We start from the raw sequence: 23,179 nt of genomic DNA on the forward strand, positions 1-23,179 counted from the left end.
TAGGGTCCCGATCGTCAGGGGCGGCCGGTGAGATAGCCGCCCATCGAGGTGAAGTACTCGGCCGCGGGCAGCTCGCGGCCGTCCTCCGTCCGTACGCGGGTGATCGCCAGGCCGTGGTTGCGGCCCGTACGGGCGTCGGCCCCGGCGACGATCACGACGCCGTCACCCTCGCGGTAGAAGACGCGGCCCGGGGTGCCGCCGTAGCGGCCCTCGGACACGACGGCCGAAACGACCTCCAGGCGCTGTCCCCGGTGGAAGGTGAAGGCGCTGGGGTAAGGAGCGGACTGGGCGCGGATCAGGCGCTCCAGGTCCTGGGCCGGCCAGTTCCAGTCGATGCGGATGTCCTCCTCGGCCCGCTTGTGGAAGAAGCTCGCCCTGGAGCGGTCCTGCGGGGTGAACGCGGTCTGCCCGGAGGCGATCAGGTTCAGGGCGTCGACCGTGACCGGCGCGATGAGGTCGACCGTCCGGTGGAAGAGGTCGGTGGCCGTGTCCGTCGGTCCGACCGGGATCGACCGCTGGACGACGATGTCACCGGCGTCCAGCTCGTCGTCCATCATGTGGGCCGTGACGCCGACTTCCGGCTCGCCGTTGATGAGCGCCCAGATCAGCGGGGAGAAGCCCGCGTAGGCCGGCAGCAGGGAGTCGTGGATGTTCAACGTGCCGTGGCGCGGCAGGTTGAAGATCTCCGGCGGCATCCAGGTCCGCCAGTTGTTGGCCACGATGATGTCGGGGGCGGCCTCTTCCAGGAGGGCGAGGAGTCCGTCGTCCGGACGGTTGCGGATGATCACCGGGACGCCGTGCTTCTCGGCGAGGTCCGCGACCGAGTCGCTCCAGATCTTCTCGTAGGCGTGCTCGCTCTTCGGGTGCGTCACGACCGTCACCACATCGTGCTCGGAGTCCAGGAGCGCTTGCAGGGTGCGATGACCCCAGGTCTGGTAACCGAACATGACGACCCGCATGAAGATGCCTCCTCGAAGTACGATGAACTGGCGACTCAGTAAAGCAAGCCTTACCTAAGATCACAACGGCCCAAGATCGGCCTCCCGGTTGACGGCCGCCGCCCGGGTCCGAGGGCGGGGGCCCGGCGACCCGGGACCCGGCCCGGTGTGGCACATGACATCGACAGGGGAGCGGGCGCCGGTCGGCTCGTCCGGGGCTCGGCCCGGGCGAACCGACCCGGCGCGCGCGCCCGACCACCACAGGACGGATGGTCCATGCTCTGCACGAGGTTGACGAACGCCCGCATTCTGACGATGGACCCGGCCCGCCCGGTCGCCCGCGACCTGGGCATCTGGCGGGGCCGGATCGTCGGCCTGGACGAGGCCGTGACCTCCCTGCCGGCCCGCGAGGTCGTCGACCTCCAGGGCGCCGCGGTGCTGCCCGGATTCATCGACAGCCATGTCCACCTGGCATGGGCCGGCCTGCGGGCGAGCACGCCGAGCATCGCGCCCTGCGAGCGGATCGAGGACATCCTCGCCGTCGTGGACGCCGCCGCCCGCCGGGAAGCCCCGCCGGGCGCCTGGCTGGATCTCGCCGGGTACGACCAGCGGGCGCTGGGCCGCCACCTCACCGCCGCCGAACTGGACCGGGTCAGCCACGGCCGCAAGATTCTCCTGATGCACGACTCCGGACACGCCTGCGTGGTCAACACCGCCGTCCTGGACCTGCTTCCGGCCGACGTACCGCACCAGGAGGGCTTCCTGGCCGAGAGCGCGATGACCGCGGCCCGCCGGCTGCGCCTGCCCTACTCGCAGGAGGAACTGGCCGACGCGATCGAGCACGCGGCCCGCGCATGCCTCGACGAAGGGATCACCGCGTGCGCCGAGGCGGGCATCGGCGGCGGCCTCCTCGGGCACAGCCCCGTCGAGCTCGGCGCCTACCAACTCCTGCGCGACCGGGGCCGGCTGCCGCTGCGCGTGCAGCTCATGGCGGCCGGCGACACCCTGCGCCCGCGCGGCGCCCACCCCGACGACGGCTTCACCAGCGCCCTGGACCTCGGGCTGCGCACCGGCTTCGGCGACGACTGGCTCTCCCTCGGCGCGCTCAAGATATACACCGACGGCGGCATGATGGCCCGCACGGCCGCGCTCACCTCCCCGTACGAGGGCACGTCCCACTCCGGTCAGTTCCAGGACGACCCCGAGCGGATCGCCGACCTCATCGTCGCCGGACACCTCGCCGGCTGGCAGCTCGCCGTCCACGCGATCGGGGACCGGGCCGCCGACCTGGCGCTGGACGCCCTGGAGCGGGCCCAGGGCCTGCGGCCCCGGCCGGACGCGCGCCACCGCATCGAACACGCCGGGCTCGTCCGCCCCGACCAGCTGCCCCGCTTCGCGGAACTGGGCCTGAGCGCGGTCGTCCAGCCCAACTTCCTGCGCTCCTTCGGCGACGACTACGCGACGATCATGGGGGAGCGGCGGGCGGGATGGATGTACCGGGGCCGGGGATTCCTCGACCACGGCGTTCCGCTCGTCGGCAGCTCCGACCGCCCTGTCACCGACGGTTCGCCGCTGCGCGCGATCCAGTTCATGGTCGAACGGGCCTCCGCCTCGGGCCGCCTGATAGGAGCGGACGAAGCCGTCGACGTCGGCGAGGCCCTGCGCGCCTATACGGTCGCCGGAGCCCACGCCTGCCGATGGGAGGACAGCGCGGGCAGCCTCACCCCGGGCAAACGCGCCGACCTGGTGGTGCTCGGTGACAACCCCCTGCGGGTGGATCCCGCACGCATCGGCGACATCGAGGTCGTGTCGACCTACGTGGACGGCTCCGACGCGACGGCCCCGGCCCGGCGCTGATCCCGGCGCGCCGCGACCTTCCGACCGGCCCAGGCGGCCCGTCCGACCCCGTCCTCATCGGCCTCAGCGCGCCGCCGATGAGGACGGCGGTGCGGCGGAGGCCAGTTCCCGGGTGCTCAGCGGCATCCGCCACAGGTTGCGCAGATGCACCGCGCGCAGTTCGTCCTCCAGCGGCGACGGCGGCAGCGTCAGGACCGGGCAGGCCGCGTGCGCCAGGCAGTAACGGGCCACGGACGGACGGGTGAAGCGGTGCAGTACGGTGCGCGATCCCGTACCCACGACGAGCAGGTCGTCGGGCTCGCTCGCCGCGCTGACCAGCGCCGGTCCCGGAGTCCCGCGCACGGCGACACCGGCTACGGTGACCCCGGGGCCGAGCTCTCCGAAAGCCGTCGCGAGCGCGTCGCGCAGCCGCGCCACCGCGTCCTCGCGGTACTCGGCCAGGCCGCCGGGAAACCCCGGGCCGCCGCGCGAGCAGAAGACGTCCGGCGGCTGCCAGGCCAGTACCGCGCGCAGTTCCGCACCGCGCACCCGGGCCTCCGCGGCAGCCCGGTGCAGCACGCCGGGGTTCCCCGCGTCCCCACTGACCCCGACCACTACTCGTCTCAACGCCGTCCCCTCTCCTGTTCCGCCCTCGCCCGCAAGACCCACCGCCCCATGAAAGAGGCGACGAGAGCCCGACGCGGCGCTCACTGACGCATTCCTGGCATTCGGCGGCGGAAACCTGACGTTTCCCTGACGGACCGTCGCTCGCGGCGTCAGCGAACTGTCAGGACCCGCCCGGCGGCCGTCAGGGACCCGTTACGGCCCGGTCCCGCGCGCCGGCGCGCCCTCTAGCGTCGTTGGCGTACGCCGACCGCGCCCCGCGGCCGGCGCTCTCGTCACTCGTGGTTCCTCCGGGAGGTTCCCATGTGCCTGTTCTCCTACGACGACGACCCCGAACCCGAAGAACGGGTGCCGGCCGGAGCCCTCTTCGTACCGGCCCGGCCGGGCGGACCCCAGACCGTCGTGCGGCTCTTCCGCGGCCCTCTCGGCCTGCGCACCGCGGTCGGGTTCACGACCAGGCGGCGACTCGCCGCGACGCTGGGCGAGGCACAGCCCTGGGTACGGCTGTCCGCGCCGGCCCTGCGCGCGATGACCGGCCCGCTCGGCGTGCACGCCCTGACCGTCGACCCGGCCCTCAGCGCTCCCGCCGTCGCCGCCGCCCCGTCGGCGCGCCCGCGCCCCGAGCGCCGTCCGGTCGCGGGAGCCCCGGTCGCGAGGCCCCCGGTCTCCGGCGCCCCGGTCGGCGGCGTCCGGCGGGAGATCGCGTCATGACCGCGCTCACCACGGCTCCCCGGGTGCCGTCGGCCGAGGACGACCTCTCCGTGTGGCCCGCGTCGACCGGCCGCCTCCCGCACGGCGGCCTCGCGGTCGGCGGGGTGTCGCTGGCGGAGGTGGCCGAGCGGTTCGACACGCCGGTCTACGTCCTGGACGAGCAGGAGGTGCGGGGTCGCTGCCGTACGTACCGGGACGCCTTCCCGGAGGCCGAGGTGCTGTACGCCGCGAAGGCGTTCCTCTGCCGGGCGATGGTGCGCTGGCTGCGCGAGGAGGGGCTGGGCCTGGACGTCTGCTCCGCCGGAGAGCTGGAACTCGCCGTGACCGAGGGATTCCCGCCCGACCGGATCGTGCTGCACGGGAACGCCAAGTCGCCCCGTGACATGGCGTCGGCGCTGCGGCTCGGCGTCGGGCGGATCGTCATCGACAGTCCGTCCGAGATCGCCCGGATCGCGGCGGCCGTCGGGCCGGAAGGCCGGCAGAGAGTCATGGTGCGGGTGGTCCCCGGCGTCTCCGCGGGCGGCCACGACAAGATCCGCACCGGAACGGACGACCAGAAGTTCGGCCTCTCCCTCGCCGACGGGAGCGCGCAGCACGCCGTCTCGCGCGTCCTTGAGCAGTCACAGCTCGAACTGACCGGCCTGCACTGCCACATCGGCTCCCAGATCACCACGGTCAAGCCCTACCTGGCGGCGCTGCGCCGCATGGTCGGGCTGATGGCCCGCATCCGCGACACGCACGGAGTCGTCCTGCGGGAGCTGGACATGGGAGGCGGGCACGGCATCGCCTACCGCCCCGGCGAACGCGCCCTCGACCCGACCGCCCTGGCCCGCCGGCTGCGGCTCGAACTCGTCGAGAGCTGCGCCGCCGCGGACCTGACGGTGCCGCGTCTGCTCATCGAACCCGGGCGGGCCGTGGCCGGCCCGGCCGCCGTGGCGCTCTACCGCGTGCTCGCGGTGAAGCGCACCGGCGAGAAGGTGTTCGTCGCCGTCGACGGCGGGATGAGCGACAACCCCCGGCCCGCGCTGTACGGCGTGCGCTACGCGCCCCGCCTCGTCGGGCGCCGTTCGTCGGCCGGCACGGCCGCCGCCACCGTCGTCGGCCGGCACTGCGAGGCGGGCGACATCCTGGCGGCCGATGTGCAACTGCCGGGCGACATCCACCCCGGCGACCTCCTCGCCGTACCGGTCGCGGGCGCGTACCAGCTCTCCATGGCTTCCGGATACAACCTGGTGGGCCGGCCGCCCGTTGTCGCGGTGCGCGACGGCACGGCACGGCTGCTCGTCCGGCGCGAGACGCTGGAGGACCTGCGCGGCAGGGACATCGGCTGAGCGGAGCCTCCGCGATCAACCTCCCTGACGCGATCGCTCACGCTTTCGCGACCAACCACCCTCGACCACAGGCCCGTTGAACGGGCCCGGCGACAACCGGCAGTGCCGGTGGGGGATCGAGTGCGGCACCGGGCGACCCGGTGCCGCACTCGCGCGTGTCGGCGTCTCGGTGAACGGCCCGGCGTGCGCCCGCAGACGGGCGGCGCCCGCGTGTCGTTCGCGGGCCTCTTCCGGCCGCTCGCGGAGGAAAGCCCAAACAATACGCTTCCCTTTTCGTGTTATTTGGGGTGAATGAGGCATTTGACCCGTAGGTTGGGGAGAAACGCCACCCGAGCGGCATCACGTGTCACCGGGACACCGCACCCGCCGGGACACCGCACGGCCCCGTATCCACCGGCCACCCGGCGTCCCGCGCCGCAGATCACGACTGAGGAAAGGCAGGGCAGGTGAACGTTTTGGGGATCATCGCCTCCGCTGTGGCCGCGCTGTTCATCACGGCCGTACTCGCCAAGGGCGTCCACCGAACGGTGCTCCGCTCCCGCCCGGCGCCCGAGGGGCCCGGTCGCGGACCGCGCGCCCGCAAGCTCAGAAAGCTGGGCGGCGCGGCCCTCGCCCTCGGCACCGGCGCGGTCGTGGCCGCCGCCTGGGCACTCGGCCCGGACGGCTCCGCCGGCACGGTCGGCGCGCTGCTCGCCGGAGCCGGAACCGTCGCCGCTCTCGGACTCGTCCACGATCTGCGACCCCTCCCGTTCGCCCTGCGCCTGACCGTCCAGGCAGCCGCCGCGACCCTGGTCGCCCACCTCGCGGGACTGTCCCCGGCGGCGGCGCTGCCCGCCGTTCTCTGGATCGTCCTCGTCACCAACGCCTTCGCCCTCCTGGACAACTCCGACGGCCTTCTGCCCGCCGTCGCCGTCGTCACGGCCGGCGGGCTGTTCACCTGCGCCGCCGTCGACGGCCGGCTCGTGCTCGGCCTGTTCCCGGCGGCTCTGGCCGCCGGGTCGGTCGGCCTCCTGCTCCACTCCTGGCACCCCGCACGCGTCCATCTCGGCTCCACGGGCGCGCTGTTCACCGGATTCGCGCTCGCCTCCTGCGGCGCGCTGATCCAGTTCCACGCTCCGCAGGGGCGCACCGCGTGGGCGGCGCTGCCCCTCCTGGCGACGGTGGCCCTCGCCGACAGCGCCCTGGTGCTGATCTCGCGCCGCCGTGCCGGACGCCCCCTGGTGCGCGGCGGAGGCGACCACATCGCCCACCGCCTGCGCCGGCTCCGCGTCACCGTTCCCGGAGCGGCCGTGGTCATGGTCCTGTGGGCCCTCGTGCCGGTGCTGGCCGCGACCCTGGTGTACGCGGGGACGCTGCACCCGGCCTTCCTCCTCGCCGTCCCGCTCGCCAGCGGCGCGGCCGTCGCCGCCCTGCTGCGCGTTCCGGTGTACGCCGCCGCGCCGCGCGGCGCGGCGGCCCGGGGGACGGCCTCCCGGCCGACGGCGTTTCCGCCCGCGGCGCGGACCGCGCCGGGCAGCGCGGTGCCCCTCGGCACGGCGACGGCGAACCCGACCGTCCCGCCGCCCACCGGCCGGCCCTCGGCCGGAATCACCGCTGACCGGCGCTGACCCGCGCTGACCGACTGACGACCGACTGACGCCGGGCGGACGGCGGGCTGACAACGGGCGGACGCCGGGCGGTGACCGGAGGAAGCCTCGGGAAGTCCGGGAGAAGCGCGGGAGCGGCGTGAGAGGCTACCTCCAACGGCTCCGCACCGTGCGGCGGACGGAGCCCTCCGGCCGCCGACAGATCGGGATCCGCCCCCATGACCGCTCCCAGCGACCCCGCCCCCTCGGGCGTCCCCTCCGCCGCCGTTCCGCCACCGGGCGGCTCCGCCCCGAGCGCCGGGGGCCGTCTGCTGGCGGTGAGCGACCTGCACGCCGCGGTCACCGACAACCGGCCCCTCGTGGAGTCGCTGCGGCCCACCTCCGCCGAGGACTGGCTCATCGTCGCGGGCGACGTCGCGGAGCGCCCCGACGACATCCGCTGGGCGCTCGGCCTCCTCGCCGAACGCTTCGCCCGCGTCATCTGGACGCCCGGCAACCACGAGCTGTGGACCCTGGACAAGGACCCGGTCCGGCTGCGCGGCCAGGCACGGTACGCCCACCTCGTCGAGTTGTGCCGGGACCTCGGCGTGACGACGCCCGAGGATCCCTTCCCGGTGTGGACCGGGCCCGGCGGACCGGTGGCCGTGGCGCCGCTCTTCCTCCTGTACGACTACACCTTCCGCGCCCCCGGCACGCACACGAAGGAGGAGTCGCTCGCCGCCGCGCACGGGACGGGCATCGTCTGCAACGACGAATACCTCCTCCACCCCGACCCCTACCCGGGACGCGACGACTGGTGCCGGGCCCGGGTCGCGGAGACCGAACGCCGGCTCGCGGGGCACGACCCCGGCCTGCCGCTCGTCCTCGTCGGCCACTGGCCGCTCGTGCGCGAACCCACGTCGGTGCTGTGGTACCCGGAGTTCGCCCAGTGGTGCGGCACCGAACTGACCGCCGACTGGCACCGCCGGTTCAACGTCGCGGCGGTCGTCTACGGGCACCTGCACATCCCCCGTACGACCTGGTACGACGGCGTGCGCTTCGAGGAGGTCTCCATCGGCTACCCGAGGGAGTGGCGCGAACGCGGGCATCCGCGCGGTCTGCTGCGCCAGATCCTCCCGTACGACGAGGATCCGGGCCGCACCGCCGGCGGACCGTCCGCCGAGCGCTTTGCCGAGGGAGGTCCGTCGTGATCGAGCGGCTGCTGCCCGGGTACGTCTCCTGCGCGTCCACCCGCGCCGTGAGCGTGCCGGACCACACCCTCTTCCCGGAGGAGGAGGCACTGATCGCCAGGAGCGTGGCCAAGCGGCGCAACGATTTCGCGACCGTACGCGCCTGCGCCCGCCGCGCCATGGCCGGACTCGGCCTGGAGCCGGTCGCGGTGCTCCACGGGACGCGCGGCATGCCGCTGTGGCCCGAGGGGTTCGTCGGCAGCCTCACGCACTGCGAGGGATACCGGGCGGCGGCGCTGGCACACGGAACGGACGTGCTCTCGCTCGGCATCGACGCGGAGCCGCACGCTCCGCTGCCCTCCGGCGTGCACGAGTTGGTGACGCTGCCCTCGGAACGCGAACGGCTCGCCGGGTGGGAGCCGGACGGGGTGCACGGCATCCACGGGGACCGGTTGCTGTTCAGCGCCAAGGAGAGCGTCTTCAAGACCTGGTATCCGGTGACCCGGATCGAACTCGACTTCCACGAGGCCGATCTCACCTTCCACCGGCCCGAACCCGGCGCTTCCGAGGGCACCTTCACCGCCCGCCTCCTGCGTACCGACCCGGCCCTGCCGTCGACCCTGGAGGGCCGCTGGCTGGTCGAGGAGGGCATCGTCGCCACGGCCGTACTGGTCACGCCTTCCTGGCGCGGATCGGGCGGTCCCGCGCTCCCGTGACCGGGCGGCGGGGACACCGCCGTCCGTCCGGAGCACATGGAGCACGGAGCGCACGGAGCGCACGGAGCACACGGAGTGCGTCTGAGGTGGCCGCGGGCCCGGTCGCCGGGCGGCCTCAGGTGTCCTGCGGGACCGTCAGGGGCCGGCCGAGCCGGACGTTCCAGCGCTCCCGCCGTCCGCTCAGTTCCGTCAGCACCAGCGGGCCGACGTCCAGCCGCCAGAAGACCTCCACCGGCAGCCGGAGAGCGTGGACGACCGCGGACCGCACGATCGCGGGCTCCACCACGGCCACCACGCTCCTGTCCCGTGCCGTCGGCGGCCCGTTCGCCGCGCCCGACGGGCCGTCCGCGCCCGGCCCGTCGTCCCCGCTCGGCCGGTGGCGGCCGTCGCCGCCCGGCCGGTCGCCGTCCAACGCCTCCAGCCAGCCGCCCACCCGCTCCACCAGAGCGCGCAGCGTCTCGCCCCCGTGCGGAGCGGCCGAGGGATCGCCGAGCCAGGCCGCCACCCCCGCCGGCTCGGCCGCGCCCACCGCGTCCAGGCGCAGCCCGCTCCAGCGCCCCAGGTTCCAGCCGGCGAGCGCCTGCTCGGGGCGGGCGGCAAGACCGAGCGCGGTCGCGGTCCCGAGGCACCGCTCGGAGGGGCCGCACAGCGCGCGCGAGGCTACCGGCACGGCGTCGGCCGCAGCCCGCGCCTGCCGCTCACCGGACCGGTCCAGCGGCGCGTCACCGTCGAACCGGGCCTCGCGCAGCGCCGCGTTCATGGCCGGTGAGATCAACATCACCCGTACTGTCATGTTCCTGCCCTCAAGCCGCCGATCGTGGCCCAACGCCCCCGTATCCAGGGCGATCCGAGCTCCGGGGCTCCGCAGATTGCACCATGGCGGCACCTTCGCCCAGGCGGTAGGGTCGCGTCGACCATGACGAGGGTGGGACGGAAGCCGGTGGGAATCCGGCACGGTCGCGCCACTGTGTACCCGCGCCCCCGGTGCGGGAAGTCAGACCCGGCACCTTCGTCCGAGGCACCACGACAGGGACGCGTGTTCCCACAGGAGGTTCTGCCATGGCACAGTCTGCCGCTCCCACAACCGGAGCACCCGCGTTCACTCCCATCTCGGCGAAGGCCATCGCCCCCTGGGCGGTCTTCTTCGGCATCCTCATGCTGGTCCTGCTGTACTTCGTCGGCGCGGAGCAGGGCGCCACCGCGCTCATCTCGGGCGAAGGCGTGCACGAATGGGTCCACGACGGCCGACACCTGCTCGGTTTCCCCTGCCACTGAGCCGCCCCCGGAATCACCGGCACACAAGGGAAACAAGGGAAAGTCTCGTGAACTCCATATCTGTCAGAGCTCTGCTCGTGCGCGGCATGCTGGCGGGCCTGATCGCGGGCGCCCTCGCGCTCGTCGTCGCCTACTTCCTCGGCGAGGCCCAGGTGGACGCGGCCATCGCGCTCGAAGAGGCCAACAGCCACGACCACGGCGGCGGTGAGGAACTGGTCAGCCGGACCATGCAGGCGACCGGCGGACTGGCCACCGGCGTCCTGGTCTTCGGCGTCGCGGCGGGCGGCATCGCCGCTCTCGTCTTCTGCTACGCCCTCGGCCGCCTCGGGACCTTCGGGCCGCGCGCCACCGCCGCACTGGTCGCCGGTGCGGCCCTGCTCACGGTCTACGTCGTACCGTTCCTGAAGTACCCGGCGAACCCTCCGGCCGTCGGCAACCCCGACACGATCGGGCAGCGCACCGCCCTGTTCTTCCTGATGGTCGCTCTCAGCGTGCTGCTGGGCGTCGCGGCCGTCATCATCGGCAAACGGCTCGCGCCCCGGCTGGGCAACTGGGACGCCACCATCGCCGCGTCCGCCGGATTCGTCCTGGCGGTCGGCCTCGCCTACGCCTTCCTGCCTTCGTTCGACGAGGTCGGCAAGGACTTCCCGGCCTCGCTGCTGTGGGAGTTCAGGCTCTCGACCCTGGCGGTGCAGACGACGCTCTGGAGCGTCTTCGGCCTCGTCTTCGGCTACCTCACCGAACGGCTGCTGGTTCCGGGGAACGGCCCCGCCGTGCCCCGCGCGGCGAGCACGGTGGGCTGACGGAGCACGGTCCACGACGCGGAACCCGCCGGGACTCCGGCGGGTTCCGGCGTGCCCGGGGGTGCGCGCCTCGGGTCCTGACGCCGGGCGGGCCGCCCGGCACCCGTACGGCGCGAGCCCGGCCCCGGCACCGGGAGATCCGGCCGCCGGGGCTGTGTCAGCCCCGGCCGGCCTCGTCGACTCCGCTCACTGCCGGTCCGCCCCGGAACCGAAGTCGCCCGTGAGCGCGGCGGCGATCCGAAGGTGGGACGCCGCCTCCGCGCCGCGTCCCTGGCGCTCCAGCGTCCGGCCCAGCATGAGCCGGGCGTAACTCTCCACCGGGTCGATGTCCAGGACGGCCCGCAGTTCCTCCTCGGCCCTGCCCAGCCGCGCCGAGTGGTAGTAAGAGCGGGCCAGCAGCAGCCGCGGAGCGACCTGCTCCGGAGCCTCCTCGACCAGGCCGCCCAGGATGCGGGCGGCGGTCAGGTACTCCTTGGCCTCGAAGAACATCTGCGCCCGGTCCCACCGGTCGGCCGCCGTGCCGAACTCGTAGTAGGTGTCGTTCACGTGTCCTCCTTCGTGTGGTGCCGACCGCTGCCGGCCCGCCCCGCCGTACGTTCAGCCCTGACAACACCGCATACTCGTTGAACATTCCACTAAAATTTTCGCGTGGGCGCAGGGGTGTTCCACGCCCGCACCCGAATAGGTTGAGCGCCATGAGCAATCTCGATCGCCAGGCCACTCCCTCGGTCTGCGGCGGGCGCGGCTTCGTCGTCGCCGAACCCGTCCGTGAACTTCTCAGCCCCCGCCACGTCCCGCTCGGCGAAGGCACCGAGGTGCGCCGGCTGCTGCCCAACCTCGGCCGCCGCATGGTCGGGGCCTGGGCCTTCGTCGACCACTACGGCCCGGACGACATCGCCGACGAGCCCGGCATGCAGGTTCCGCCGCACCCGCACATGGGCCTCCAGACCGTCAGCTGGCTCCATGACGGGGAAGTGCTGCACCGCGACAGCCTGGGCAGCTTGCAGACGGTACGCCCCCGTGAACTGGGCCTCATGACCTCGGGCCGCGCCATCAGCCACTCGGAGGAGAGCCCGAAGCCCCATGCCCGCCTGCTGCACGGCGCGCAGCTCTGGGTGGCGCTCCCGGACGAGCACCGCAACGTCGAGCCGCACTTCCAGCACCACGCGGACCTTCCGACGGTGACCGCGCCGGGAGTCGGCGCCACGGTCATCCTCGGCGAGCTGGACGGCGCTGTCTCGCCCGGCACCGCCTACACGCCGATCGTCGGCGCCGACCTGGCGCTCGCCCGGGGCGCGGAGGCCCGCCTGCCGCTGGAGCCGGACTTCGAGTACGCGGTGCTGTCGATGTCCGGAGAGGCGGAGGTCGACGGCGTCCGGGTGCTGCCCGGCTCGATGCTCTACCTCGGCTGCGGCCGGACCGAACTGCCGCTGCGCGCCGCCTCCGACGCGGGCCTGATGCTCCTGGGCGGCGAGCCGTTCGCCGAGGAGATCGTCATGTTCTGGAACTGGATCGGACGGTCCCAGGAGGAGGTCGCGCAGGCCCGCCACGACTGGATGAACGGCACCCGTTTCGGTGAGGTGAAGGGCTACGACGGCCCCTCGATCCCGGCCCCCGAGCTGCCTGCGGTACCGCTGAAGGCGCGGGGGAGGGTGCGCTGAGCCGGGATTGTCGCCCGGACTGACCTCAGGCCCAGCCGCGCCCCGACCGATGAACCGCGTCACGTGAGCAGCGGCTCCGCGACAGCGGGGCCGGGTGTTCGCGGCCCGCGTCACGCGAACTTCGCGACGGCCGCCTTCCCCGGCCGGTCCGGGCCCGCCGGCGATCTGATCCGGGCGTGTACGAGGAGCGCGTTTCGGCGGCCGGTTCTGTGCGGTGCCGCTCGCGCTCCCGTCTCCAGCTTCGTACGCGGGCGGACGTTGTGCGGCGGGCGTGCGAGGCGGGGTCCCCACGCCCGGGGCGTAGGCATCGGGCACATGCTCGCGTCAAGTGCGGTCTCGCGCTCTCTTCCCGCGGCGGGTGGGGCTGCCCGATCCTGCGGAGGGATGCAACGCATGCTCCGGTGCTGGTCCGGCTGGTCGCGGGGTCGGTGCCGCAAGTGAGGCTGGTGCCGTATGGCCGCTGTCGTCCCTCCTCCCTCCACTGCCATGCCGATGCCGGAATCGATCGACGGTCCGGCCGCGCTTCGCTCTCTCCCGCCGGCCCTGCTGCCCGCGCCGGCGGCTGAGATCCGGTCCTTCCTCGTGGAAAAGGTGTCGGCGACCGGGGGACATCTGGGGCCGAATCTGGGCGTGGTGGAGCTCACGATGGCTCTGCACCGGGTCTTCGACGTCGAGGAGGGCGACGTCCTGCTCTTCGACACCGGGCACCAGACGTATGTGCACAAGCTGCTGACCGGGCGCCGGGCCGGATCCGACGGGCTGCGCCAGGAGGGCGGGCTGTCCGGCTATCCCGGTCGCGGGGAGTCGGCGCACGACTGGATCGAGAATTCGCACGCCGCCCAGGGCGTTCGTCCCGCACGGCGAACGCGGCCCCTCCTGGCCCGGGCCGGACTGTCCGCCTCGCAGATCGCCTCCACGGTCCTGCGCGCCCGTGCCGGCAAACCCAGCCTGCCCGACTGCCTCTTCGACGGGAGCGCGGTATGACCGCGGTCGACCTGCCCCAGCCCACCGTCCCCTCGCCCGCCCACACCCCGGCCCGCCGCCGCCGAACCCGCCAGGTGCGGGTCGGCGACGTCCTCGTCGGCGGTGACGCACCGGTCACCGTCCAGTCCATGACCACCACCCCCACCGCCGACGTCGACGCCACCTTGCAGCAGATCGCCCGACTCACCGCCGCAGGCTGCGACATCGTCCGGGTCGCCGTGCCCTCCCAGGACGACGCCGACGCCCTCCACCGGATCGCCGCGAAGTCGAAGCTCCCGGTGATCGCCGACATCCACTTCCAGCCCAAGTACGTCTTCCAGGCGATCGACGCCGGCTGCGCGGCGGTCCGCGTGAACCCCGGCAACATCCGGAAGTTCGACGACAAGGTCCGCGAGATCGCCGAGGCGGCCACGGCGGCGGGGATCCCGATCCGCATCGGCGTCAATGCCGGCTCTCTCGACGAACGGGTGCTGAACAGGCACGGTGCGGCCACCCCGCAGGCCCTTGCCGAGTCGGCGCTGTGGGAGTGCGCGCTGTTCGAGGAGCACGGCTTCACCGACCTCAAGATCAGCGTGAAACACCACGACCCCCTGACGACGATCGCCGCCTACCGGCACCTCGCGGCCCGGTGCGACTACCCCCTCCACCTGGGAGTGACGGAGGCCGGGCCGCCGCCGCAGGGCACCATCAAGTCCGCCACCGCCTTCGCGATCCTCCTGAACGAGGGAGTCGGCGACACCATCCGCGTCTCCCTGACCGCGCCGCCCGTCGAGGAGGTCAAGGCCGGCATCCAGATCCTGCAGGCCCTCGGCCTGCGCCCCCGCCAGCTGGAAATCGTCTCCTGTCCCTCCTGCGGCCGGGCCCAGGTCGACGTCTACCGGCTCACCGCCAAGGTCCAGGCCGCCTTCGAAGGCTTCCCCCACCCCCTGCGCGTCGCCGTCATGGGCTGCGTCGTCAACGGTCCCGGCGAGGCCCGCGAAGCCGACCTCGGCGTCTCCTGCGGCAACGGCAAGGGCCAGATCTTCATCCGCGGCCGAGTCGTCAGAACCGTACCGGAATCACAGATCGTCGAGGCACTCCTCGAAGAAGCCCTCAACGTCACCGAAACGGCCTCCGCCCCGGGCGGCGCCCAGTGACCGCCCTCGCCGCGTCCCCCGCCGCCCCGCTGGACCCGGACGACATGCGTAGGACCGTCGACGCCGTGCTGTACGCCTTCCTCGACGAACAGGAACAAGCGGCCCCCGATCTCCCCGAGATCGCCCTGTTCACCGGAATGCTCCGCACCATGCTCGCCGCCGGCGGCAAACGCGTCCGCCCCTTCCTGTGCCTCACCGGCTGGGCGGCGATCACCGACCAGCCACCGCCGCCCGCGGTATGGCGGATGGCCGCGTCCCTGGAGCTGTTCCACGCCTTCGCCCTCATCCACGACGACATCATGGACAGGTCCGACACCCGTCGCGGTCGCCCCACCGCCCACCGCGCCCTGGCCTCACACCACGCCCACCGCGCGGACGCCGACGCCCTGGGGGTGAACACCGCGATCCTGCTGGGCGACCTCGCCCTGGGCTGGTCCTACGAACTCCTGCACGTCAAGGACGCCCGGCTCCGACGGACATGGGGACCGCTGAACGCGCTGCGCACCGAAACCCTGATCGGCCAGTACCTGGACCTGACCGCGACGGGAGATCCGACGGCCGAAGCGGACACGGCGTGGCGCATCATCCGCTACAAGACGGCCAAGTACACCATCGAGCGTCCTCTGTGCCTGGGCGCGGTCACGGCCGGCGCGGACCCCGCCCGACTACGGTCCCTGTCCGCCTACGCGATCCCGCTCGGTGAGGCGTTCCAGCTGCGCGACGATCTCCTCGGCGTCTACGGGGACCCCGCCCGGACCGGCAAGTCGACCCTGGACGACCTGCGCGAGGGCAAGCACACCGTGCTGGTCGCCACCGCTCTCGACCGGGCGACCCCTGCGCAGCGCCGCACCCTCACCAGTCTCCTGGGCGACCCTTCCCTCGACCAGGAGACGGCGGACGTGCTGCGAGCGGTACTGACCGCCACGGGGGCGGCAGCCGCCGTGGAACAGATGATCACCGACCGGTTCCACGCAGCCGAACGAGCCCTGGACGGGAGCGCCCTGCGGACCCACGCCACCACAGCACTGCGCCGCCTCGCCGCCTCCACGGCCACCCGCGCATCCTGACGGAGGGGCCATCCGGACGAGACAGCTCAGCCCCCCGCCCAGCCGCTCGGGTGAACCCGCGAGCCCACTCGGCGACCTCGCCCCCGACCTGCCTCGCGGACCCCCGTACCACCTGACCGTCGCACCGGGCCGAGCAACTGCCGACCGCGCCGCGCCGGGCCGACGGCCAGTCCCGAGTAACACCGCCGCCGCCCCCTACCGGGGGAGTCATACGGACTGCTGGGGCCCGACCCCGAGTAACACCACACCACGAGGGAGCCCGCCATGCCCGAGATCCCGGACACGACCACCTCGCAACTGCTCCACGTGCCGCCGCTGTACTGCCCCATCGGCGCGGCCGTTCACCCGGAGCTCGACAGCATCAACCGCGATTCCCGGATCTATCTCGACCGCTACCACCTCCACACCAGCGATATCGACCGGGCCTGGGTCATCGCGCGGAACTACGCGGAGGCGATGGCCCGCATCTATCCCGAAGGCATCACCGACCGCGTCGCGCTCACCGCCCGATGGCTGCACTGGATCTTCTACGTCGACGACGTCCGCATGGAAACCGCCACCACCCCCGACAAGCTCGCCTCGGCGATCGGCCTCACCAGCCACCTGCTCCGCGTCATGGAGTCCCCGGCCACCGAGCCGACGGCGGATCAGACCGGCCCGGTCGCCGCGCTCCAGTCACTCATGACCTCGGTGCAGGCCGTCGCCACCCCGACCCAGCTCCACCGGTTCGTCGACGCCCACCGCAAGTGGTTCCACGCCATCCTGTGGGGGATGGCCGCCCCCGCCCTCTCCAGCCTGGACGAGTTCGTGCACCAGCGGATGCTGAACGCGGGCGGCGCCGCCAGCCTGTGCTGGTCGGAGATCACCACCGGGGAGGAGATCCCCGGCGACGAATTCCACTCTCCCGCCATGCGCGCCCTTCAGGAGTCGTCCTTCCTGATGATGGCCCTCGACAACGACCTGCTCTCCTACAACCGCGAACGCCTCATCGACGGTACGAAACTCAACATCGTGATGCTGCTCGCCCGGCTGAACGACTGCCCGCCCGAGCAGGCCATCCACCAGGCCGTCGCCCTGCGGGACCGCCTGACGACACTGTTCCTGCGCCTGCGCGAGCAGGAACACCCCAAGCTCAGCGCCCCGGGAAGGGCCTACGTCGCGGACCTCGGGTACGCCATCCGCTCCAACCTCGACTGGGGCTCGCACTCCGCCCGCTACACCGTTGTGGCCCCTCGCACCCAGCTCCCACCGGAGAACCCCGCCCCCATCCCGCTGACCCTCACCGACCATCCCGGCGACCCCAGCACGGAACCCCTGCCCTGCCCCTCGATCGCCTGGTGGTGGCAACAACTGCGCACGTGAGAACACGGCTGGTCCACGACGAACGTCCAGCCGTGGCGGGCCCGCCCCGCGGTGCGGGTCCGGTTCCGGGATCACCTGTCCCGAGAAGGGCCGCTCAGCCTCGTGCGGGCCGCACGTCGTCCACGGCGGCCCGGACGCGCCAGGAGCGGACGCAGCAGGACGGCGGGGGAGGCGACCATGTTCTGCACCCGCGCGAAGCGCGCGTACAACTCGGGCTCGTCCGGCAGGCGCCTGAGTACCACGTCGAGGAAGCCCCGTATCATCCGGGCCGGGCGGCCCGTGGGCTCGCTGGACCAGCCGCCGTCGGCGGCCGTGGCCGTCAGCCAGGGCACCAGCGCGATCCGGGCGGCACGGCGCTGGAAGCGGTGTGCGAGCCCGCTCGGGCCGTCCGCGGTCGCCAGCAGGCGGGCCAGCAGCCGAGCCTGGAGCGCCGCCACCGTGAGCCCCTGCCCGTACACGGGGTTGAAGGCGCAGAACGCGTCGCCCACCACGAGCAGCCGGTCCGGACACCCTCGGAGGCGGTCGTAACGGAGCCAGTGGTTACCGCCCACCACGCAGCGGTACACCGGGGAGACCGGGCGGCCCCGTGCCATCACCTCGGCGAAGTGCGGGCTGCGCAGCGTCGCGGCGAACCGTTGCAGTGCCTCGTCGTCACGCGGCGGCGGGAGCTCCTCCGCCGGGGCGACGAGGCTGATCAGCCGCCGCGTGCCGTCCACCGTGATCGCCGCGCCGCCGCGGTCCACCGAGGGCGGCAGGGTCATCTCGAAGGCCACCAGCCAGTCGGGGGCCTGGCCGTCGGTCAGCTCGTACATGCGCGAGCTGTAGACGAGTGGGGAGGGCACCTCCAACCGCCGGGGGGCGGGCAGCCCGGCTGCGGCGAGCCAGCCGGGCAGCCGCGACCTGCGGCCGGCCGCGTCCACGACCAGGTCCGCTTCGATCCGTACCGGCTTGTGGCCGGGGTCGGCCCGGTGGTGGCCCGTGACGCCGACCGTCCGGCGGCGGTCCGCGCTGAGGTGCAGCCCCTCCACGACGAATCCGTCCCGTACCCGAACGCCCGGCAGCGCACGGACCCTGGCCCGCAACACCGCCTCCAGGTCGGTCAGGTCGAAGGACTGCACCTCGATGCCGACCGAGCGCCGGGGAGCCCAGCCGTACGGCAGGCGGGTGGCGAAGCCCGCCCCGAAGTCGAAGACCGGGGCCCCCTGAGCGGCCAGCTCCGCGCGGACTCCGGGAAAGAGGTCCTCCACGATCAGGGCGCCGCGTGCCAGCAGCCCGTGCGGGTGCCGCGCCTGGGGCAGTCCGCTGCGATGTGCGGGGCCGGAAGGGAGTTCGTCCCGCTCCAGCACCGTGACGCGGTCGAAACGTCCAGCGAGCACCCGGGCGGTGAGCAGCCCGGTGAAGCCCGCGCCGATCACCACGGCATGGCCCCAGGACCCGTGCGAGACCTCCGGCGGGCGCTGCCTGTCCGCCGCGTGCTCCGCACGCCCGTGACCGGCTCGCTCCTTCACGGGCTCTCCGCCGGCGTCCCTCACCAGGCGACCGGCAGCTGCCAGGGGCCCCGCATGATGCCGTCCTTCCAGTCCAGCTCCTCCACCGGTACGGCGGGCCGCAGCGCGGGGAAGCGCCGGACCAGTGCCAGCAGGGCGATGGAGAGTTCCAGACGGGCGAGCTGCCCGCCGGGGCAGTAGTGCGGCCCGGCGCCGAACGCCAGGTGCTTTCCGGCGTCCGGACGCCGTATGTCGAGGCGATCGGGTTCGGAGAAGACCGCCGGGTCGCGGTTGGCGACGCAGTTGAGGGCGTTCACCGCCGTCCCCGGGGGCAGGGTGACCCCGAGCAGGTCCACCTCCGCCGTGGTGACGCGCATCAACATGCCGACGCGGCTGAGGAGCTGGTGGCGCAGGAGTTCGTCGACGGCGCGCGGCACCAGTTCCGGGCTCCGCACCAGGAGGTCCCACTGCTCGCGGTGGGCGAACAGCGCTACCAGGGAATTGGAGAGCTGGTTGTGCGTGGTGTCGTGTCCGGCCACCAGCACAGGTATCAGGTTCGCCAGCACCGTGGCGTCGTCCAGCGGGAGGCCGTCCGGCCCAGGGGCCAGCAGCGTGCTGATCAGGTCGTCGCCGGGGGCGCGCCGCTTCGCGCCGATCAGCTCTTGGAGGTACGTGGTGAGCTGCTCCGCCGCCGTGGCCGCCTCTCCGGCGGAGCCCGCGGAGGCGGGCAGGATCGCTTCGATCCACTCCCGAAAGGCGTCGTGGTCCTCGTAGGGGACGCCGAGCAGCCGGCAGAGCACCTTGACGGGCAGTGGCGCGGTCAGATGGGCGACCACGTCGGCGGGCGGTCCGGCGGCCTCCATCGCGTCGAGCATCTCCGCCACGAGCGCCTCGATCTCGGGGCGTAGACGCTCGACCGTGCGCGCGGTGAAGGCCCGGCCGATGTGCGCCCGCAGGGCGGTGTGCTCCGGCGGGTCCATGGCGTGCAGCAGCCCGTTCTGCGCGTGGAAGGGGACGACGGACGGCACCCCCGGGCGGGATGCCTCGGCGCGGCTGAAGCGCGGGTCGATCAGCACCTGGCGGACGGCCTCATGGCTGAGCGCGAGGTGGATCGGGGCGCCGTCGGCCATGACCGCCGCGGCCACAGGCCCCTCGCCCAACAGCGCCGCTCCGCTGATGTCGTGGTCGGCGGAGGGGTCCTGAGGGGACGGGAAGACAGGGCATCCGTCGCTGGTGGGCATGGCGCGGGACTCTCCAGGGGGCACATCGCAGGGGGCCTGTTGCTCCTGCGGAACACGCAGTGTGAATACGGGCGACGGGCGGGGCAAGAGGGCGTTCCACCCAGTGGAACAGCGGCTTTTCGCTCACAGGTTCGGTCCGCAGACTCTGCCCGCCCAGCACCGTCACCTCCCGGAGCGCACACCATGTCTGAACCTCTGCTCGTACCCGACCTGTACTGCCCGTTCCCCCGTGCCGCCCGTCCCCATGCGGACACGGTCGAGCGGGAGGTCGTGGCGTGGATGGAGCGCTTCGAACTCATTCGGACACCGGCGGAGCGGGAGCGGCTCTCCGGTATCAGGATCGGCTGGCTGACAGGTGCCGCACACGCCGACGGCCTGCTCGAACCGAGCATCATCGCTGCGCAGTTGACCGCCTGGCTGACGGCCTTCGACGACCGGTACGCCGACTGCCCCCGCCCCGACGAACAGGGGGTGCCCACCGCCCGTCTCGTACTGCGGCTGCGAGCCGTGATGGAGGACCCCGCCGCCGCTCCCGCGCCCGACGAGCCGTACTGCGCCGGCTTGCGCGACCTCTTCCTACGGCTCGCCGCGTGGGCCGGCCCCGAGCAGTTGATGCGGGTGCGCAGCAGTATGACGGAGTACTTCATGTCGGCGCTGTGCCAGGTGACATACGGCCTCGGCGCTTACACGCCGACGTTCGACGAGTACGTGGAGCTGCGGCGCTACACGGGGATATGCCACATCGTGTTCACCCTCGTGGACGTGGCTCGTGGGTTCGAACTGCCCGGAGCGGTGTGGGCGGGCCCGGAGGTCCGCGCCCTCAACACCGCCGCGGCGGACGTCATCGACTACGCCAACGACGTACTCGGTTCCCGCAAGGAGTTCACGCACGAGGACGATCTGGCGCGCAGCCTGCCACAGGTGCTGGCCCAGCAGTACGGATGCGACCACGCGGAGGCGCTGCGGAGGGCCGCCGCGATACACGACGAGGCGGTCCGCGCCTTCATGGCGCTCGCCTCCGAGGTGCGGCTCGCGGCGGATCCGCTGCTCGCCCGGTACATAGCGGGCCTGGAGACCTGGATGGTGGCGCACTTCGACTGGTACGGGGTCACCAACCGCTACGACAGCCACCGCGAGCAGGTGCGATGGGCGTAGCGGGCAGGCTGCCGCTCGGCCGCACGTCCTTAGAATCACTTGCCAGCCCCCACGGTCCGACAGGAGCACCATCGTGACGTATGCCCTCGACGCGAGGCCGAGGCAAGCGGCGGAACAGGCGCCCGGCGCCGCGGAGAAGGCCCTCCTGCTGCTGGAGAGCCTCACCGCGTTGTCGGCCGCAGGAGTACCGCCCACCCTCACCGGCCTCGCCACCGCCAGCGGTCTGGCGAAGTCCACCACGCACAGGCTGCTGTCACTGCTCGTCAGGCGCGGGATGGTCACCTGCACGGACGGCGCCTACCGGCCGGGCCCGGCGCTGGCCGGCCTGGCCGCGGCGGCTCTCGGGCTGCCCGTGGACCGATTACGCTCGACACTCCTGCCGCACATGGTGGACCTGTACGAACTCACCCACGAGACCGTCAACCTGGCGGTGCTCCAGGGGCCGGACATCGTCCTGATCGAGCGCGTACACGGCAGCCGCACGCAGCGATCCTCCGTCCGGCTGCCCGAGCGGGTGCCGGCGCACAGCACCGCACTGGGCCGCGCGCTGCTCGACGCCGCCGGTACGTCCGCCACCGCCCCGCCCCACGCCGGCGTTCCCGGCGATCGCACCGGCGTCCTGCTGTCCGAGATTCGCCGGCAAGGCATGTCGACGAGCCTCGGTGAACTGATCCCCGGCGTCGCTTGTCTGGCGCTGCCCATACTGGACGAGGCCCGCAATCCCGTCATGGCGCTGTCGGTGTCCGGCTGGGCCCAGAGCATGAACCTTCTCTCCACGGCGAAGCACCTTCGGTCGGTGAGTCTGGCGGCCGGCCTGGCACTGCTCACCGAGGAGGATTGAACCCGCCGGCGGTCGCGCCGCCCTCCGGCCCAGGTCTCTGCGCGTGAGCCGGGTGAGTGGTCTTGGCGGCAGTGCCGTGGGAGGACGGGCGAGGGCGGGGAGAGGTAGGGGACCACATGTCCTCACCCACGGAGTTCTCGATGAAGCGCACTGCCACGGTCGTCACCTGTGTCGCCGCGTTCCTGTTCACCACCGCCCTGACCGGGTGCTCCAGCGGCTCCGGCGACGCTTCCGGGGAGGGGGAGGGGCACGGCCCCGTCTCCTCCAGTGCCTCGCCCTCGAAGCCGGCCACCGTCGACACGAAGTCCGCCGGCAAACTCGGCACCATCCTCGTCGACGACAAGGGCCGCACCCTCTACCTCTTCCTGGCCGACAAGAAGAACAAGTCGAACTGTTCCGGCGCGTGTGCCAAAGCCTGGCCGCCGCTGCTCACGAAGGGCGACGCGAAGCCCGGAAAGGGCGTCGAGAAGAAGCTCCTCGACACCACCAAGCGCTCCGGCGGCGGCACACAGGTCACCTACAACGGCCATCCCCTCTACTACTACGTCGGTGACTCCAAGCCGGGCCAGACCAACGGCCAGGACCTCGACCAGTTCGGCGCGGAGTGGTACGTCCTGAACGCCAAGGGCAAGCAGGTCGGAAGCTGAGCAGGGAGAGCGGCGCGGTCACGGGGCGCGGCCGGCACCGCCGAGGCGGCGGCCGTGCCACGGGCGCCGTGCTCGCCCTTCTCGGCGTCCTGCTCCCCGTCGCGGTCGGCGTGGGGATCTACTTCTTCGGCACCCACCACACCCCGGACTACGACAGCGGGCTCTACGGGGAGCACGGGGCCGCCGCGGTCGACCTCAAGGCGCGCCTGGGCAGCGCCCTCCTGTGCCTGGCCCTCATCCAACTGGTTCTCGCACTGTGGATGTACGGACGCGTGCCCGGAGCCCGCTCCGCGCCCCGGTCCGTCCGGTTGGGGCACCGGGTGCTGGGGTTCCTCACCTTCCTCTTCTCGCTGCCGATCGCGTACCACTGCCTGGAGACCTACGGGATCGAGACGACGTCCCCCCGAACGGCGATCCACTCCTTCGCCGGATGCGCCCTCTACGGCGCGTTCGTGGCGAAGGTGATCGTCGTGCGCAGCCGGCGCCTGCCCGGCTGGATGCTTCCGGTGATGGGCTCGCTCCTCGTGCTCGGAGTGGCCCTTCTCTGGTACACCGCGGCTCTGTGGGTTCTCAACGGAGACTCGGTTCCGGGCTTCTCCGAGTCCTGAG

The 23,179-nt window shown here is 72.7% G+C and carries 22 protein-coding genes, 1 pseudogene and 1 riboswitch; of the genes and pseudogenes, 17 read left to right on the forward strand and 6 right to left on the reverse strand.

The genetic code is table 11. From position 1 onward, the window contains the following. Window positions 1-14: 14 nt before the first annotated feature. Complete coding sequence (locus EES43_RS27780) at window positions 15-959, reverse strand: methionyl-tRNA formyltransferase (protein WP_124271304.1); 945 nt, start codon at window positions 957-959, stop codon at window positions 15-17. A gap of 255 nt (window positions 960-1,214) precedes the next feature. Here EES43_RS27780 and EES43_RS27785 point away from each other — a divergent pair, with 255 nt between their 5' ends. After that, a complete protein-coding gene (locus EES43_RS27785; RefSeq protein WP_124271305.1) occupies window positions 1,215-2,795 on the forward strand; it encodes an amidohydrolase in 1,581 nt (526 codons plus the stop codon). Window positions 2,796-2,858: 63 nt separating this feature from the next. Here the strand turns inward: EES43_RS27785 and EES43_RS27790 are convergent, their stop codons facing one another. Further along, window positions 2,859-3,443, reverse strand: a complete 585-nt coding sequence (locus tag EES43_RS27790; RefSeq protein WP_346774334.1) for a universal stress protein — start codon at window positions 3,441-3,443, stop codon at window positions 2,859-2,861. 258 nt (window positions 3,444-3,701) lie between these two features. On the opposite strand from EES43_RS27790, the gene EES43_RS27795 reads away from it, so the two are divergent. The 5 genes from EES43_RS27795 (at window position 3,702) to EES43_RS27815 (ending at window position 8,911) form a co-directional block, all read left to right on the forward strand. Continuing rightward, window positions 3,702-4,109 (forward strand): SAV_915 family protein, encoded by a 408-nt coding sequence (locus EES43_RS27795; protein WP_241192549.1) that lies wholly within the window; start codon window positions 3,702-3,704, stop codon window positions 4,107-4,109. After that, window positions 4,106-5,440, forward strand: coding sequence for a diaminopimelate decarboxylase (gene lysA, locus EES43_RS27800; protein ID WP_124271307.1), 1,335 nt, complete (start codon window positions 4,106-4,108; stop codon window positions 5,438-5,440). Before EES43_RS27795 ends, lysA begins: the two co-directional genes overlap by 4 nt. Window positions 5,441-5,886: 446 nt before the next feature. After that, a complete protein-coding gene (locus EES43_RS27805) occupies window positions 5,887-7,047 on the forward strand; it encodes an MraY family glycosyltransferase (RefSeq protein ID WP_124271308.1) in 1,161 nt (386 codons plus the stop codon). Window positions 7,048-7,244: 197 nt separating this feature from the next. Further along, window positions 7,245-8,216 carry a metallophosphoesterase family protein gene (locus tag EES43_RS27810; protein WP_124271309.1) on the forward strand — a complete coding sequence of 324 codons (972 nt, stop codon included), beginning with the start codon at window positions 7,245-7,247 and terminating at the stop codon, window positions 8,214-8,216. Next, window positions 8,213-8,911 (forward strand): 4'-phosphopantetheinyl transferase family protein, encoded by a 699-nt coding sequence (locus tag EES43_RS27815; protein WP_124271310.1) that lies wholly within the window; start codon window positions 8,213-8,215, stop codon window positions 8,909-8,911. The genes EES43_RS27810 and EES43_RS27815 overlap by 4 nt, the downstream gene beginning before the upstream one ends. A gap of 115 nt (window positions 8,912-9,026) precedes the next feature. On the opposite strand, the gene EES43_RS27820 is transcribed toward EES43_RS27815, so the two are convergent. Then, a complete protein-coding gene (locus EES43_RS27820) occupies window positions 9,027-9,704 on the reverse strand; it encodes a histidine phosphatase family protein (RefSeq protein ID WP_124271311.1) in 678 nt (225 codons plus the stop codon). Between the two features lie 139 nt (window positions 9,705-9,843). Further along, a riboswitch (cobalamin riboswitch) is annotated at window positions 9,844-9,911 on the forward strand. Between the two features lie 59 nt (window positions 9,912-9,970). On the opposite strand from EES43_RS27820, the gene EES43_RS27825 reads away from it, so the two are divergent. Together EES43_RS27825 and EES43_RS27830 are read left to right on the forward strand one after the other, a co-directional pair. After that, complete coding sequence (locus tag EES43_RS27825; protein WP_124271312.1) at window positions 9,971-10,186, forward strand: CbtB domain-containing protein; 216 nt, start codon at window positions 9,971-9,973, stop codon at window positions 10,184-10,186. A 47-nt stretch (window positions 10,187-10,233) separates the two neighbouring features. Continuing rightward, window positions 10,234-10,989 carry a CbtA family protein gene (locus tag EES43_RS27830; RefSeq protein ID WP_124271313.1) on the forward strand — a complete coding sequence of 252 codons (756 nt, stop codon included), beginning with the start codon at window positions 10,234-10,236 and terminating at the stop codon, window positions 10,987-10,989. Window positions 10,990-11,175: 186 nt separating this feature from the next. On the opposite strand, the gene EES43_RS27835 is transcribed toward EES43_RS27830, so the two are convergent. After that, complete coding sequence (locus tag EES43_RS27835) at window positions 11,176-11,535, reverse strand: tetratricopeptide repeat protein (RefSeq protein WP_124271314.1); 360 nt, start codon at window positions 11,533-11,535, stop codon at window positions 11,176-11,178. Window positions 11,536-11,684: 149 nt separating this feature from the next. On the opposite strand from EES43_RS27835, the gene EES43_RS27840 reads away from it, so the two are divergent. The 5 genes and pseudogenes from EES43_RS27840 (at window position 11,685) to EES43_RS27860 (ending at window position 17,199) form a co-directional block, all read left to right on the forward strand. Further along, window positions 11,685-12,650 (forward strand): pirin family protein, encoded by a 966-nt coding sequence (locus EES43_RS27840; protein WP_124271315.1) that lies wholly within the window; start codon window positions 11,685-11,687, stop codon window positions 12,648-12,650. A 486-nt stretch (window positions 12,651-13,136) separates the two neighbouring features. Beyond that, a pseudogene (locus tag EES43_RS27845) lies at window positions 13,137-13,487 on the forward strand (1-deoxy-D-xylulose-5-phosphate synthase N-terminal domain-containing protein); the annotation flags it as partial. A 143-nt stretch (window positions 13,488-13,630) separates the two neighbouring features. Then, window positions 13,631-14,770 (forward strand): flavodoxin-dependent (E)-4-hydroxy-3-methylbut-2-enyl-diphosphate synthase, encoded by a 1,140-nt coding sequence (gene ispG, locus EES43_RS27850; protein ID WP_124271317.1) that lies wholly within the window; start codon window positions 13,631-13,633, stop codon window positions 14,768-14,770. Beyond that, complete coding sequence (locus tag EES43_RS27855) at window positions 14,767-15,837, forward strand: polyprenyl synthetase family protein (protein WP_241192550.1); 1,071 nt, start codon at window positions 14,767-14,769, stop codon at window positions 15,835-15,837. The genes ispG and EES43_RS27855 overlap by 4 nt, the downstream gene beginning before the upstream one ends. 264 nt (window positions 15,838-16,101) lie before the next feature. Then, window positions 16,102-17,199, forward strand: a complete 1,098-nt coding sequence (locus EES43_RS27860) for a terpene synthase family protein (RefSeq protein WP_124271318.1) — start codon at window positions 16,102-16,104, stop codon at window positions 17,197-17,199. 71 nt (window positions 17,200-17,270) lie between these two features. Here the strand turns inward: EES43_RS27860 and EES43_RS27865 are convergent, their stop codons facing one another. Together EES43_RS27865 and EES43_RS27870 are read right to left on the reverse strand one after the other, a co-directional pair. Further along, entirely contained in the window at window positions 17,271-18,707 is a 1,437-nt protein-coding gene (locus tag EES43_RS27865; RefSeq protein WP_164493294.1) for an NAD(P)/FAD-dependent oxidoreductase, read from the reverse strand. 20 nt (window positions 18,708-18,727) lie between these two features. After that, on the reverse strand, window positions 18,728-19,927 hold the full coding sequence (locus EES43_RS27870) for a cytochrome P450 (RefSeq protein ID WP_124271320.1): 1,200 nt from the start codon (window positions 19,925-19,927) through the stop codon (window positions 18,728-18,730). Between the two features lie 183 nt (window positions 19,928-20,110). On the opposite strand from EES43_RS27870, the gene EES43_RS27875 reads away from it, so the two are divergent. The 4 genes from EES43_RS27875 to EES43_RS27890 all read left to right on the forward strand — a co-directional run bounded on the left by EES43_RS27875 (window position 20,111) and on the right by EES43_RS27890 (window position 23,178). Next, complete coding sequence (locus EES43_RS27875; RefSeq protein ID WP_124271321.1) at window positions 20,111-21,082, forward strand: terpene synthase family protein; 972 nt, start codon at window positions 20,111-20,113, stop codon at window positions 21,080-21,082. Between the two features lie 73 nt (window positions 21,083-21,155). Continuing rightward, window positions 21,156-21,923 (forward strand): IclR family transcriptional regulator, encoded by a 768-nt coding sequence (locus EES43_RS27880; protein WP_124271322.1) that lies wholly within the window; start codon window positions 21,156-21,158, stop codon window positions 21,921-21,923. A gap of 140 nt (window positions 21,924-22,063) precedes the next feature. After that, the gene (locus tag EES43_RS27885; protein WP_124271323.1) at window positions 22,064-22,570 is read left to right on the forward strand and encodes a COG4315 family predicted lipoprotein; all 507 of its coding nucleotides are present in this window, start codon (window positions 22,064-22,066) and stop codon (window positions 22,568-22,570) included. Between the two features lie 68 nt (window positions 22,571-22,638). Beyond that, window positions 22,639-23,178 (forward strand): DUF6529 family protein, encoded by a 540-nt coding sequence (locus EES43_RS27890; RefSeq protein WP_124271324.1) that lies wholly within the window; start codon window positions 22,639-22,641, stop codon window positions 23,176-23,178. Window position 23,179: the final 1 nt, after the last annotated feature.

This window comes from Streptomyces sp. ADI96-02, from assembly GCF_003846185.1.
In the GTDB taxonomy this organism is placed as follows: domain Bacteria; phylum Actinomycetota; class Actinomycetes; order Streptomycetales; family Streptomycetaceae; genus Streptomyces.

Bases quoted from the DNA above. Each gene is read 5' to 3' on its own strand.
- EES43_RS27780 (WP_124271304.1), bottom strand. From the start codon at position 959: ATGCGGGTCGTCATGTTCGGTTACCAGACCTGGGGTCATCGCACCCTG.
- EES43_RS27785 (WP_124271305.1), top strand. From the start codon at position 1,215: ATGCTCTGCACGAGGTTGACGAACGCCCGCATTCTGACGATGGACCCG.
- EES43_RS27795 (WP_241192549.1), top strand. From the start codon at position 3,702: ATGTGCCTGTTCTCCTACGACGACGACCCCGAACCCGAAGAACGGGTG.
- lysA (WP_124271307.1), top strand. From the start codon at position 4,106: ATGACCGCGCTCACCACGGCTCCCCGGGTGCCGTCGGCCGAGGACGAC.
- EES43_RS27810 (WP_124271309.1), top strand. From the start codon at position 7,245: ATGACCGCTCCCAGCGACCCCGCCCCCTCGGGCGTCCCCTCCGCCGCC.
- EES43_RS27820 (WP_124271311.1), bottom strand. From the start codon at position 9,704: ATGACAGTACGGGTGATGTTGATCTCACCGGCCATGAACGCGGCGCTG.
- EES43_RS27825 (WP_124271312.1), top strand. From the start codon at position 9,971: ATGGCACAGTCTGCCGCTCCCACAACCGGAGCACCCGCGTTCACTCCC.
- EES43_RS27840 (WP_124271315.1), top strand. From the start codon at position 11,685: ATGAGCAATCTCGATCGCCAGGCCACTCCCTCGGTCTGCGGCGGGCGC.
- ispG (WP_124271317.1), top strand. From the start codon at position 13,631: ATGACCGCGGTCGACCTGCCCCAGCCCACCGTCCCCTCGCCCGCCCAC.
- EES43_RS27860 (WP_124271318.1), top strand. From the start codon at position 16,102: ATGCCCGAGATCCCGGACACGACCACCTCGCAACTGCTCCACGTGCCG.
- EES43_RS27870 (WP_124271320.1), bottom strand. From the start codon at position 19,927: ATGCCCACCAGCGACGGATGCCCTGTCTTCCCGTCCCCTCAGGACCCC.
- EES43_RS27875 (WP_124271321.1), top strand. From the start codon at position 20,111: ATGTCTGAACCTCTGCTCGTACCCGACCTGTACTGCCCGTTCCCCCGT.
- EES43_RS27885 (WP_124271323.1), top strand. From the start codon at position 22,064: ATGAAGCGCACTGCCACGGTCGTCACCTGTGTCGCCGCGTTCCTGTTC.